Source organism: Cytobacillus sp. Bac17, assembly GCF_024519925.1.
GTDB lineage: Bacteria > Bacillota > Bacilli > Bacillales > Cytobacillaceae > Cytobacillus > Cytobacillus pseudoceanisediminis.
Window position 1 is genome coordinate 1 of the sequence record NZ_JALJRC010000019.1, and the last position, 12,768, is coordinate 12,768.

Here is a 12,768-nt window from a genome sequence, read left to right on the forward strand (position 1 = left end):
TTAAGCCGTGCGCAAAAGGAGAGAAAGCGCGCACAAACGGAAGAAATGCGCGCGTAAAAGACCGGAACCCGCGCAAACCCAAAGGGTCCGCGCATAAATTCCATTAAGCCGCGCGCAAAAGGAGTGAAAGCGCGCACAAACGGAAGAAATGACGCGTAAAAAAAACTGGGACCCGCGCGAACCAAAGGTCCGCGCATAAACCCCATTAAGCCACGCGCGAAAGGAGGGAAAGCGCGCACAAACGGAAGAAATGCGCGCGTAAAAGACCGGGATCCGCGCGAACCCAACAGAATCGCACACAACTTCAAAGAATCCGAGCGCCAAAGGAGGAAGCTGCCTACACTCACGAATTATCCGGACTCAATTGTACCAGTAACTCCCATTCCATAAAACCTCAGCAGGACAAAGATAAAAGAAGAGCTGACTCAACCCTGAGCCAGCTCTTCATTTCTATTTAGTTATGTGCCAGATCCATTTCCTGAACCGCTCGCGCCTGGAGTGCCGCTGCCAGTACCTCCAGTACCTCCAGTACCTCCAGTACCTCCAGTACCTCCAGTACCTCCAGTACCTCCAGTACCCGCTCCATTTCCTTCTCCGGTACCGGTATTGCCATCTCCGGAACCTTCACCATTACCTTCACCGTTTCCGGCTCCTTCACCGTTTCCGGAGCCATCCCCGGAACCTTCACCTTCACCATTTCCAGAACCGTCGCCATCTTGGTTTCCGTCCTGGCCGTCTTCACCATTTTGTCCTTCTTGACCTTCCTGTTCCTCTTCGCCAGTTCCATCTTGTCCTTCACCTTCAGTTTCATCTTCTTCGATGACGCCTGGATCAGGGATTTCTACTTTTACAGAGGCAGGATCACTTTGCTGATCACCTTTAAATGCTGTTACTTTAAAGGTATAAACAGCTCCTGGCTGAGGGTTGGCAATTTTTAAGCCTTTTTCAGAAGTGACGCTAAGCTGCTGATCTCCGCCTTCATTTACGGATACCGTCACTTCAAATTGAGTGCCTTCTGCGTCTGGGTATTCCCATGATAATGCAATTTCATTTGTCTCCTGGTCAAAGTTCGCTGACAGGCCAGAAGGGGAGTCGAGTTTATCAAACTTCTCAGACACTTGTGTCGGAGCATTGCCTTTTACAGCATATTCATAAATGATTTGGTCCTTAGGTGTAAATTGGCTTGCCCGTTTGGCAGGGTTGCTTCCTTTTTCAATGGCAACCTCCTCCACGGAGTTAGGGACCTTGAAGTCTTCTGTTTCTTTTCCTTCTGAAACATGTGCCATTAGACTGCTGAAAAGTCTTTGCGCAATTTTTTGCTCATCGCCTGCAGGGATATAGTTTTTTCTATCCTGATAGCCGGTCCATATAGCTGCTGTATAGTTCGTCGTATAACCTGCAAACCATGCATCAGGCACAGCACCACTAGGAATTCCCCATTCCTGTTCCTGTTCATCAGTGTAGTTTGTAGTTCCTGTTTTTCCTGCTACAGGCAATCCTTGAACATCTGCCTGTCGGCCAGTTCCATATGAAGATTTAACTACACTTTTCAGCATGTCACTAATCATAAATGCTGTATAATCTTTCATCACTACTTCAGACTCTGGTTTCAAGTCAAGCTTCGTGCCGTCACGCATTTCAATTTGCTTGATGGCATGAGGCTCAGTGTAAAAGCCATTATTCCCAAAAGCACTGTATGCGCCGGCTACCTGCAGAGAGGAAACCTCATATGCGCCGATAGAATATGACTCATACATTTCTTCCATTGGGATGCCTAATTTATTGGTGAATTCTAAAGCCTTATCAGTTCCTACTTCCTGAAGTGTTTTCAGGGCCGGGATATTACGTGAACGGGCGAGGGCTTCACGCATGGACATAGGGCCCATATGTTTTCCGTCCCAGTTATTAATTTTTGTTCCGCCGGAATATGTGTGGGGTTCATCAACAATAGTCTGGTAGGTTCCCCATTTTAGATACTCGATTGCTGGGCCATAATCGACAATCGGTTTAAAAGTTGAACCAGCATGTCTTTTTTGATCTACAGCATAGTTAAACCCGCGTTTTACTTCCTGGTTGCGACCGCCGCCAATTGCTCTTATTTCACCAGTTTTTGTATCCAGCAGAGTGATTCCTGCCTGGAATTCGTCATCTGGATACGCTACCGCTGCATCAGTGTTTAAGATGTTTTCTACGTGTTTCTGTGCATTTGGATCCAGGGTCGTATAAATTTTTAATCCATCAGAATATGGGTTAAGATCCGGGTATTTCTTTTCTACTTCATCCAAGACAACATCGATGAAAGAATCATATTTTGATTCGTTTGTTTCTCTTTTCTCTTCAGCCACAAGTGTAGATTCCACAGGAACTTTTTGGGCTGCTTCCATTTGTTCTTTTGTAATGAAACCATGCTGATTCATCAGTGAAAGGACAATATTTCTTCTTTTTTCTGCCTTGTCAGGATGATCGAAAGGATTATAATTGTTCGGGCTTTGCGGCATGCCGGCTAAGAGGGCCGCTTCATGCAGCTCCAGCTCATCTAGTTCTTTATCAAAGAAGATTTTCGATGCCGTTAAAACTCCATGCCCTTCTGACATGTAAATCTTGTTCACATACATCTCAAAGATTTCCTGCTTTGTATACTTGCGCTCAAGCTGGAATGCGAGCCAGGCTTCCTGGGCTTTCCTGCTTAGTGTTTTTTCATTATTTAAGAAGGAGTTCTTTACCACCTGCTGGGTAATCGTACTTGCCCCTTCAGAACCAAATCCGCGAGTTACGTTGGCTATTACTGCACCGCCTAATCGAATTAAGTCCATGCCATTATGTTTGTAAAAGCGAACATCCTCAGTTGCCAAAAACGCGTCTTCCACTAGTTTTGGTATGTCTTCATAAGCGACATAATCACGGTTTTCGGAGCCTACATCAGTAATGAATTCGCCCTCCATATCGTAAATCTGTGAAGAAATTGGATCCTTCAGCAATTTTTCATCAAGCTTTGGTGCGTCTTTCACCATAAAAGCAAAAGCGCCTGCTCCTATAAGCATTCCAGCAATCCCGAGGGCAATTAAAATTAGGAAGATACGTTTAAAAGTGCCTGTGCCTTTTTTTCTGCCCTTCTTTTTAGGCTTGGATTGCTGTTTGCGGCGCTCCTCTCTTGATTGATATTTTTCAGTCATATCTATGTTCATCCTTTCTTGACAATGGAACTGTAAAAAAACTTATTTAAGGGTATAAAGATAATCTATTATCTTAATATAGTCAATTCTGGGCTGAAATCCAAGCGGAATGTGGTGGCCATGCATTTCGATTTCCCCCTTGGTAATTGATTTTCTTCCCCCAGCCTTCATTCTCTCCCAGTATGAGAGCAAATAATGTGCCTCTAAAAGGAAAACTTCTTCGGTAGCAGAAAAGCGGAGAAGAACAAAACAAATCCCTTGCTGGGCTAATACCTTCTCCATGTGCTTCACCTGGTGTTCATGAAAATTCTTGAGAGGGAAGGAGGTCGTGTTCTGAGTTTCTTTTGCTTCAAAATCAATATATCTCCCTTTATACACACCATTATAATCTGTTGTTGATGCTTGTTTGAAATATGCTTCTTTAATAACGGCCGCACTTCTCTTTGGATAATCAACCTGGACGATTTGAACAGGCGTTGGTTTTTTATGAATAGTGGCTATTCCATGTTCCAGATAGAATTCATTCGTTTCGTTTATATCTTCCTCCAGTGTCATTCCACGATTGCTGTAGGTCCATTTCTTCTCTGGTGTTAATTTTTTGGCGCTATTGGGAGAAGGAGTATATCTCCTGCCATTAGGATAATGGAAATTCATGCATTCACCTCGTTTTAAACTACTCCCTATAATAACAAAAGTAAGCATGATTTGGTTGAATAAAAAGTTCTAAATAACAAAGTATATAGGAAACTCCATTTGAGCGTTACTTTCCAGTTTTATTCGTTTTACAGAGTCATTTGGAGTGTCTGCCTGCTGGCCAAATACAGACCATTCATTTTCTGAGGTGAAATGCGATGTTTCTTCCTGGGAAATTCTTGAATAGCCATGAGAAAAAGGAACAGGCAATAATGGATCATATTATGAAGATGACTGCAAAATATAATCTGGACAATATTTCAAGAACGGAAGCATATTTCAGATTTTATAAAAAGCATCCTGAGATACGCTGGGCGTTTCTTGCCTCCATGGTGTCTCGAAATGCCGGCTGGAATATGTGTGATCTTGAAGGAAGCTGTTTTCCTAAATTGATAGGAAAGAAATTGCGGGACATGCTTTATATTACATATGAAAGGGCCAATTGGCTGATTTTTCAGGATGCATTTCCGCAATTGCTCCTCTATCATTATTCGACGAAAATAAATAGGCCAATGTTTCATTTATTAAAAATTTTTCGTGTATCGGCATTTATGGAACAGGAGTGGCTTTCTTTCTGGAAAAATAGAAATAAAAAGAGGTTAATGATTTCACTGATTATCAATGAACAAAATGTTATCCAAGAACCTGTAATGGAACATGAAATTTATAAGAATAAAGTTTTTCATACATTGCTTTTTTCCTTTCAGGACTATCTTCATTTCAGTTCTGTAATCTTCCCTACTTGTAAAGGGGAATTATACGGGGCAAGTGTCAATGGTTTCCGCTCGGTGTCGAAAAGAATTGATCTTGGAAAACGGCTGGCAGAAATCTTATTTGACACCAGCTATTATGGGGACGTGTATGAATTTGCTTCAGGCACAATTCATACTGGTTCAAGGCATGATTATGAGAAATACTTTAAGGGAAGACAACGGAGAACCACCCCTTTCTTACGCTGTACATACCCGATAATCACCCATCACATTCATCAATTTAATGATTGGTCCGAAAAAAAACGCATTAAAAGTAAATGGGCATCTGAATCGGTTGTCTTAAAGCACCCTGTCCATATTACCAAATGGTATTTGCATAAGCAGAAACAGCTTCATACTGCTGCAAAGCTGGGGAAATTATTTCGCTTGCTTTGTTAGCGGAAAAGTGAAAAAAAGCAAGGAATCCCTTGCTTTTTACAATGTCTATGAAATTATAAAATATATCAATGTGGATAACTTTGATGAAAAAATATCTGCATCCAGCTCCAGCGCCTAGCCCCTCGGGTCATAAGCCAAATCACTCCAGAAATCAGGATTTCCTGCGTGATTCGTCTTATGCCTGTCGGGGCTGATCAAGGCGCTTCCGCCTTTGTTCTTTTAAGTTGAAGGGCGGTCAGGGCCTTCAAGCTTCTTATTGCCATAGCCTGTTTTTGTTTCTTCCAGCTTTTTCGGCTGTGCTTTATTTTGTTTTTCTTTTTTTGCCATTACATTACACCTCCGTTAATTAGTTTGTTCAATGACGCTGTTTTCATTCTTCCGGGGGCTGTCGAAACCATGTTGCTGCCATGCAAATAAGTACTTTCTTTGACGAATCACTTCTAGTTTTGTCATGCATGGAGGAAACCTACAAACGAAATAGAATTATGTAGGCACACAGCAAAATTTTCACTGTATCCTTCGTCGTATTTATTGCAGGAAGCAAGGAGAAAAAGAAATCGGGAGGTTTTTTGTATGCAGGGAAAAATGGTAGAAAAAGATGAATTGCTGGCCATGCTTACAGAAATATATGATCAGCTGGAAGAGCTTGAAAATGTCCTGGAGTCTAATTTGTCTGGACTTCGCCAGGATTGGTATTATGAACAGTCAGAAAAACTGGAGGTTTGCGAAAGCAGGCTGGAAGCGATTGAAGAGGGCATGACGGTAATCAGGTCTGAGGCAGACAATATAGAAGATGCAAAAAGGTCAGCAGCAATGAAGCTTGAACTTGGCTTCTAAGTGGCATAGAATAGCAGTATCCTTCAGTAGCTAATGTTGACTAGCTACTTTTATTTTTTTTATAAAGCGTATAAGATCTGAAGTTAGATAACTGTCTAGCTCCTGGCGCCATCGGCTCTCGGGTCTAAGCCAATCCGTCCAAAAGGTTAAAGAGTCTTATGTATGAGGCCCACAGGACATGGAAGGCTTCGTCAGCATAAACATCGCACGACCGAAAGCGATAGCTTTTGGGAGGATGTGGGTCATGCAGACGTTGCCACAGGACGTGGCGTTTTTAGTCTGAGTGCCTTTATTAAGCGGGCGCCTTCCGCTATTCTAATTGGAGTTGATGCTGAATGGTTGATGAAAATTCCCTGCTGCAAATGACAGAACAGCTGCTTGAATGTGTAGAAATCTCAGACAGCAGGTTTAAAAAGGTTAAGGAATCAGGTGAAAAGGGTGATTTTTATAATGAAGTCAAACCTTTTGCCGATGATGTTAAATCCATAAATGAAAGATGGAAAGAAGAAGCCCTGGTGTGGATTGGCATTCATAAACCCCGAAATCTTTATCCTCAGCAGATTGAATCTGCTGCTGAACATATTGAACTGGTCTCCATTCAGGCATTTTTCCCTGAAACAAGCAAAACCAGGTTCATTAATTATGTTAATTCGGCCGTGTATGTCCTAAAGCAATTGATAAAATTAGTAGGTGAAGAAAAAAAAGGGAACCTGAAATAGGGTCCCTTTTTTAAATATTTCTTATGCATTTACTGAATCCTGGAGGGTGTTATCTTTGTAGCTTTCCGGAACGGCCGCTCCTTGAGCTTCAAGCTCACGAACGAGATTTCGATAATCTGTACTGGAAATTTCATTATGGATATAGGCCTTTTTAGCAAAATCCAATAATTCATTAACATTTTCAGGAGTATACTCCCGCAGCTGATGAAACTTCATTTTTAGTTCGTGAACATTCATGATATTGCCTCCTCAGAATATTGATTCGCGGAGAAATTTCTTCCCCGCAGCCCGGTAAATGAAAAAGGGGACAAGAAACTGTTTTGTTTTTTATATCCTATCATGAAAATTTATTTTTCATCGTTTTTAAAAAAATCAAACTTCCGACATGATTCTTCATAGTTAGACAAAAACGGAAACCGCTTCCATTTTTAATGTTAATTGATCCTTCACATTCTGGGCAAAACTTTCATATATTATATTGGTGATAATTAGAAGGCTTTTGCCTGGAATTATTGCTAATATACTTATATTTTTTGAATGGGGAGGATGTTTGCCCATGTTTGGCCGAGTAATGAATAGAGCGAGCCATCTGCAGCCGTACGGCCATTTAAATCAAAGTATATACATGGATCCATTTTATATGGGGCCGAATGGCCAATTTTATATGAGGCAGCAGCCAATGCAGAATTATAATAATTCTGCTGGACAGTATAACCCTTATTATTTGCCTTATAATATGGAGTATCATCAGCCGCCTCAGATGGCAGGATTGCAGCAGCAAAATTATTCACCAAATCCCTATCCGCAGCATAACTATGACCAAGGATACTACGCAAAGACCGGTTCGAAAAATGCTGGTGTTTTTCAAAACCCATTAGAATCTGAAGATTATTACGGAACTCAGGCAAGCAAGTCCGCTGCGCAGCAGATGCCGTATATGAATCCGTATCCTAAACAATCATTCATTCCTAAACAGCCATCTGGAGTGCAAAGCATTATGAATTCCTTTAAAGCCCAGGATGGTTCGCTTGATCTCAATAAAATGGTGGATACCGCAGGTCAGATGATGTCAGCTGTAACGCAAGTGTCATCGATGGTAAAAGGGATTGGCGGAATATTTAAAGCTTAACTGATCATGGCCGAATAGGCCTTTTTTTTATCTCTTATTTTAATGGCATGGAATTATATATAAAAATCAGACTTGAAAAAAAATTAAATATATTTGAAAATAAAATAGCTGGTCTATTTTTTGCGACTCCCATTGTATAGGAATTATTATCCAGGAGAATTTAACGCATGATTGACAAAATTTAGATAAAAGTGAAAAGATAGAAAAATGGCTCATGGTCATAAAGGGGGATTTGTATGGTTCGTGCTCTTCAGCAAATATTTATCATATTTATATTAATTTTGCTTCTTGCGGCATTGCCAAAAATTATTTCTGTTGATCCATCAAACGGGAGTCTTGATTGGAGCTTTGAAAGTCTACCGCAGATTTATGGAGATTTTATTAAAGAAGTAAGCGGGGGCAGCCTGGGTACCTATCAGCTCGGCCGGCAAACTCGTCCTATAGCCGAGGATATTGCTGATAACTTTACTACCAGTCTGCTAATTGTATTGATTGCTGTGAATGCTTCCTTAGTTATAAGTCTTATTTTCGGGGTATTTATCAGCCGTTTCAAACTAACTAAGCTTTTTGGTGCATTCTTGAATATCCTTGCGTCCATACCCGACTTTATCATCATTGTAATGTCTATGATTCTCGCCGTTAAAATATATAAAATGACGGGGATCAGAGTGATCTCACTAAGGCCGGATGGAGGAGCCCTTAACACCTGGTTTCCAACAGTGCTCGCAAGCTTAGCTCCAACTCTATATCTATTTAAGCTTGTTTCGGTAAAATATTATCAAACAAGCGGGGAGGACTATATAAAGACTGCAGTTGCTAAAGGAATGAGCTTGAATTACATAAATTTTCAGCATGTATTTAAAAATTTGGAGCCATTTATTAAATCTGAGCTAATCAAAGTGATTTCCCTGGCGATTGGCAATCTCTTCATTATTGAACATATTATGAATGTCTCCGGCATAACTAAATTTATTTTTCAGAGCAATGAGGTCCAGCCGATCGCAATTGGCTTGTTTGCCATGCTTTTGATTTCTCTAATTGTCTATATTTCTAACAGGCTCATATTCTATCTGTTTAAACGGGGTTTTATCTATGAATAAGCTGCTAAAAATAAATTACTCCTTGATTATCGGAATTCTTATGGTTGCAGGCTTGCTTTTTTTCAGTATATTTGGGCCTTATCTTGCACCGCATTCATTGACTGCAGCACTGGAAACACAATATACAAACGGGAAGGTTTTGGCCCCGCCATTAGAGCCCTTTGAATCACCCTCCTATCCGCTGGGGACAGACAAATGGGGCTACGACCTTTTGTCCATGATTTTATATGGATTAAGATACACTGTTTTTATTGCAGCTGCTGTTACGATGATTAAAATGGCTTTCGGAACAATCATCGGTTTGTATGCTGGCACATTGAAACGGACACCAGGCTGGCTGATTGCTTTTGAAAATGCCTGGAGCTATGTTCCGCTGTTTCTGATCCTGTATTTTTTCCTGGCGCCAATAAGCTTCAACAGCAGCCTTAAACAAAATGTATTAATAGTCTACTTTATAGTTATTGCGTCGATCATCAGCATTCCTAGCATCGTATCATCTGTAAGACTTAAAACCGCTGAATTATATAAGTCCGTTTATATCGAAGCGGCCAAAGCACTGGGTGCTGGAAAACACCGTTTGATTTGGAAGCATCTATTTCCTCAGTTAAAGGAAACTTTCCTTGTTATGTTTATACTTGAAATTGTGTATGTGATTGCTCTTATGGGCCAGCTGGCGCTTTTAAATATTTTTGTCGGCGGAACCATTATGAGATTTGACCCCATCATATACCTATCAGCCACAAAAGAGCTCGCAGGGCTGGTTGGGCAGGCGAGGTTGAATATCTATGGAAACACTCATATATTAGTTGCGCCACTTGCGGTCCTTTTATATACAACAGTATCCTTCAGCCTTCTGGCAAATGGATTGAAGAATCGATTTCAGTCAAATTATCAGCGTACACCGTGGATTAGGACAGGGCATGAACCATTAATTCAGCCTTCCAGAAAACAATATGGCCGAAAAAAGAGATTTTGGTCATTTTCTGCCCCAAAAGCAGCCTTTTCTTCACTAGTCATTGCTTTTGCTGGTGCTGGAATTTATGTAATGGCAGCAAAAGATGCCAATATTGGCGTTAAAAGCGGCAGCCACTCGGATTACAACATTGATCTGAAAATGAATGGCGAAGGTTATTTCACTGCCAATGCTAATATCCAAGTGAAAAACCAATCAAATAAAGAATGGGAAGACCTTGTATTTTATTTCATTCCAAACGTTTTTGCAGAGGGACATACATTTGATTCAGTCGAGGGAACATCTGAGGCAGATATCGGGAAGGTAACAGTGAACGGGCAAAAAGCGTCATTTATGCTAAAGGGTGATACGTTAACTATAAAGTTAAAACCTGAAATGAAAGATAAAAGAAGACATAATGTAAAGATCGAATATGGATTTACAGTCCCTGACAAAGGCAGCCGCTTTTCAAAAGTAGACACAAACTATTATCTTGCTCAATGGTACCCTATGGCTGCAGTTTATCAAAAAGGCAAATGGAATAAAGAGCCGTATATGGAAGGACTGGAAACATTTCATACAGGCTTCTCTGATTTCAACGTTTCCTATAAGCTTCCGAAAGGGTATTCTCTGGCTTCCACAGCAGACAAAGACCCTGCAGAAGGGAAGAATGAAGGGCATATTAAAGCCAAAAAGGTCAGGGATTTCTTCATTGCTGTCATGAAGGATATGGAAGTTCATGAAACGGAAGCGAAAGACGGCGTGAAGGTCAGATTGTTTTCAAGAAGCAATCATGACAAAGACCCTGTAGCTTCATTGACACTGGCCAAAAATGCATTAACATTCTATCAGGATCATATTGGAGACTACCCGCATGAGCAGCTTGACATCGTTTTAGATGATGGACAATTTATGGAATATCCCGGTATTGTAACCATTAACCCTTATATTGATGATAAGAGATTTTATGATATATCTATTGTTCATGAAATTGCGCATCAGTATTTTTATGGAGTAGTGGCCAATGACCCCTACAATAATGCGTGGATTGATGAAGGAATTACTGAATTTGCCACCTCTATGTATTTCTATGCAGGTCAAAACCAGGCTGAAAGACAGGCATTTGGCATTTCCCATTTTCGAATGGAGGCCATTGAAGAAGCTGGACTTGGAAGGCAATATTCAAATGTGCCGGTTAATGAGGTAAAGCATTCAGGCTATATCTATGGGCAGCCTTCTCTGGAGATTTTACAGATGATTCAGGAAAAATATACCCTAAAAGGAGAATCCCCTAAAGCCGTGGGGATGCAGTTCCTGTCAGATTATTATCAAAATTTCCGTTATAAAGAGGTCGATACAAAGGAGTTTATATCCTTCACAAAAGATTACTTCAGTGTTCCGACCGGTTATTTCAATAATTGGATTGATACATCTAAACTAGACAGCTAATTAGTTCATTTAAACAAAAACAAGCAGTCATTGAGCCTGCTTGTTTTTGTTTAACCAGGCCGCATTAGTGAATTAATTTTACCTGGCTTGCAGGCAGGATCAGCTTTCATCGATTACGATTCTTTTTCCCTGCTGCTTTGGCACCGTGATTTGCAGAAGGCCGTTTTGGTAAACTGCCTTTACTTTCTTTTCATTAACTGGCTGGGGAAGCGGAACGGTCCGGCTGGAACGCTGCATGCTTTGCTGTCTTCTGAAGATTTTATTTTTCTCATCCTCTTCTGTCACCATCTCAGAGGACTTGACAGAAATAGTTATATAATTGTCCAGGATGTCAATTTGTATTTGCTCTCTATTTATTCCTGGAAGTTCTGCACTAATGATATGTTCTTTTTCGGTTTCCGCAACATCGACATGAAAGGAAGAAGAATTTGGGAAGGGATTCTTAAAGAAATCATCCATGGTCTGCAGAAATCCTCTAACGGGTTTTTCATGAAAAAGCTGATTCATCGATTTCATTAAATCACCAAAAGGCTCATTTCGGTCTTTTTTCTTTGGATCCTCCATATATACATCCATCCCCTCTCAAACAGGATTTTTCAACATATCCTATGCTGCCAATTGGGTGGATGTTCCTGTTGAGCAAATAAGGTTAAAAGAAAAGCGGAAGCGCCCTTTGGAACAAGTAAAACCGCTTGTTCCTGCGACTGCGAGAACCTCCAAGGAAGCTTTCCTTTGGTGCTCACGGCCGAAACCTCGAGGGAGTAAACGCTTGAGCTGGAAAATAGAAAAAACCGCATAGGCGGTTTTTAAAAGATTGTCTCTAAGAGCTGATCAGGGTTTATGATTAAATGTCCATCCTGATCTGTTTCAATTAACTTTTCTTTTTTCATTTTGGTTAAAGTCCTGCTGACCGTTTCCCTTGTAGTGCCAATCATATTGGCGAGGTCTTTATTGGTGAAGTCCCCTTTTAAAAGAAAGCTGCCGTTTTCAAGCGTTTTTCCATGCATTTTGGCTAGACGGACAAGTAATTTGATAATTTGTTCATAAGTATTGTTTAAAATTTGCGCTTCCAGCCGCTCCTGAAGATCAACAATCTTCTCGCCCAGAACTTTAAACACCTTAATGCATAGCACGGGATTTTCAATTAGTACCTTTTCAAATTGCGAAATTGGTACAACGACGAGTTGAGCATTTTCAAGCACCTCCGAAAAAGCCGGATATCCCCCTTTTCTGAAAAATCCTACGTGAGGAAACATCTCGCCTTTTGTTAAGATGGCAACAATCTGCTCTTTTCCATTAATATCACTTCTATAAATTTTAACTCTGCCGTTGTTAATAAAATAAACATTATCCAGCGGGTCATCCTGAAGAAAAACATGGCTTCCTTTTTTCCAATCCCGTGAAATTGATATCTCTACCACTTTATCGAGCTCTTCATTGTTCAGTTCTTTAAATAGAGAGAACTGGGAAAGAACTCCCTTAATTTCTTCTGCTCTCATAATCCACCTCTTGCGTCTGTCCTATAAAGCTTATTGTAACAAAAAACATTCATGACGTTCATATAA

The 12,768-nt window shown here is 40.6% G+C and carries 11 protein-coding genes; 6 read left to right on the top strand and 5 right to left on the bottom strand.

All coding sequences use genetic code 11. The features are described from left to right. Window positions 1–458 precede the first annotated feature (458 nt). Complete coding sequence (locus tag NR125_RS19390) at window positions 459–3,173, bottom strand: penicillin-binding protein 1A (RefSeq protein WP_256815929.1); 2,715 nt, start codon at window positions 3,171–3,173, stop codon at window positions 459–461. A 42-nt stretch (window positions 3,174–3,215) separates the two neighbouring features. Then, the gene (gene recU / locus NR125_RS19395) at window positions 3,216–3,827 is read right to left on the bottom strand and encodes a Holliday junction resolvase RecU (RefSeq protein WP_009332707.1); all 612 of its coding nucleotides are present in this window, start codon (window positions 3,825–3,827) and stop codon (window positions 3,216–3,218) included. Between the two features lie 197 nt (window positions 3,828–4,024). Here recU and NR125_RS19400 point away from each other — a divergent pair, with 197 nt between their 5' ends. From NR125_RS19400 to NR125_RS19410, 3 genes are all read left to right on the top strand, one after another. After that, a complete protein-coding gene (locus tag NR125_RS19400; RefSeq protein ID WP_009332706.1) occupies window positions 4,025–5,017 on the top strand; it encodes a DUF2515 domain-containing protein in 993 nt (330 codons plus the stop codon). Window positions 5,018–5,590: 573 nt separating this feature from the next. After that, entirely contained in the window at window positions 5,591–5,854 is a 264-nt protein-coding gene (locus tag NR125_RS19405) for a hypothetical protein (RefSeq protein ID WP_009332705.1), read from the top strand. Window positions 5,855–6,189: 335 nt separating this feature from the next. Then, complete coding sequence (locus NR125_RS19410) at window positions 6,190–6,573, top strand: YppE family protein (RefSeq protein ID WP_009332704.1); 384 nt, start codon at window positions 6,190–6,192, stop codon at window positions 6,571–6,573. Between the two features lie 21 nt (window positions 6,574–6,594). On the opposite strand, the gene NR125_RS19415 is transcribed toward NR125_RS19410, so the two are convergent. Beyond that, entirely contained in the window at window positions 6,595–6,810 is a 216-nt protein-coding gene (locus tag NR125_RS19415) for a YppF family protein (RefSeq protein ID WP_009332703.1), read from the bottom strand. A 334-nt stretch (window positions 6,811–7,144) separates the two neighbouring features. Between NR125_RS19415 and NR125_RS19420 the strand changes: the two genes are divergently transcribed. From NR125_RS19420 to NR125_RS19430, 3 genes are all read left to right on the top strand, one after another. Next, window positions 7,145–7,702: a YppG family protein gene (locus tag NR125_RS19420; protein ID WP_236887913.1), complete on the top strand. Its 558-nt coding sequence runs from the start codon at window positions 7,145–7,147 to the stop codon at window positions 7,700–7,702. Between the two features lie 236 nt (window positions 7,703–7,938). Continuing rightward, window positions 7,939–8,802, top strand: coding sequence for an ABC transporter permease subunit (locus NR125_RS19425; RefSeq protein ID WP_009332701.1), 864 nt, complete (start codon window positions 7,939–7,941; stop codon window positions 8,800–8,802). Continuing rightward, complete coding sequence (locus tag NR125_RS19430) at window positions 8,795–11,203, top strand: ABC transporter permease subunit (protein WP_034296475.1); 2,409 nt, start codon at window positions 8,795–8,797, stop codon at window positions 11,201–11,203. The genes NR125_RS19425 and NR125_RS19430 overlap by 8 nt, the downstream gene beginning before the upstream one ends. Before the next feature lie 99 nt (window positions 11,204–11,302). On the opposite strand, the gene NR125_RS19435 is transcribed toward NR125_RS19430, so the two are convergent. Further along, window positions 11,303–11,767 (bottom strand): Hsp20 family protein, encoded by a 465-nt coding sequence (locus NR125_RS19435; RefSeq protein ID WP_009332699.1) that lies wholly within the window; start codon window positions 11,765–11,767, stop codon window positions 11,303–11,305. A gap of 242 nt (window positions 11,768–12,009) precedes the next feature. After that, the gene (locus tag NR125_RS19440; RefSeq protein WP_009332698.1) at window positions 12,010–12,702 is read right to left on the bottom strand and encodes a Crp/Fnr family transcriptional regulator; all 693 of its coding nucleotides are present in this window, start codon (window positions 12,700–12,702) and stop codon (window positions 12,010–12,012) included. Between the last annotated feature and the right edge of the window lie 66 nt (window positions 12,703–12,768).

Excerpts from the sequence above, each read along its gene's own strand:
- recU (WP_009332707.1), bottom strand. The coding sequence starts at position 3,827 with ATGAATTTCCATTATCCTAATGGCAGGAGATATACTCCTTCTCCCAAT.
- NR125_RS19430 (WP_034296475.1), top strand. The coding sequence starts at position 8,795 with ATGAATAAGCTGCTAAAAATAAATTACTCCTTGATTATCGGAATTCTT.
- NR125_RS19415 (WP_009332703.1), bottom strand. The coding sequence starts at position 6,810 with ATGAATGTTCACGAACTAAAAATGAAGTTTCATCAGCTGCGGGAGTAT.
- NR125_RS19400 (WP_009332706.1), top strand. The coding sequence starts at position 4,025 with ATGTTTCTTCCTGGGAAATTCTTGAATAGCCATGAGAAAAAGGAACAG.
- NR125_RS19425 (WP_009332701.1), top strand. The coding sequence starts at position 7,939 with ATGGTTCGTGCTCTTCAGCAAATATTTATCATATTTATATTAATTTTG.
- NR125_RS19440 (WP_009332698.1), bottom strand. The coding sequence starts at position 12,702 with ATGAGAGCAGAAGAAATTAAGGGAGTTCTTTCCCAGTTCTCTCTATTT.
- NR125_RS19435 (WP_009332699.1), bottom strand. The coding sequence starts at position 11,767 with ATGGAGGATCCAAAGAAAAAAGACCGAAATGAGCCTTTTGGTGATTTA.
- NR125_RS19405 (WP_009332705.1), top strand. The coding sequence starts at position 5,591 with ATGCAGGGAAAAATGGTAGAAAAAGATGAATTGCTGGCCATGCTTACA.
- NR125_RS19390 (WP_256815929.1), bottom strand. The coding sequence starts at position 3,173 with ATGACTGAAAAATATCAATCAAGAGAGGAGCGCCGCAAACAGCAATCC.
- NR125_RS19410 (WP_009332704.1), top strand. The coding sequence starts at position 6,190 with ATGGTTGATGAAAATTCCCTGCTGCAAATGACAGAACAGCTGCTTGAA.
- NR125_RS19420 (WP_236887913.1), top strand. The coding sequence starts at position 7,145 with ATGAATAGAGCGAGCCATCTGCAGCCGTACGGCCATTTAAATCAAAGT.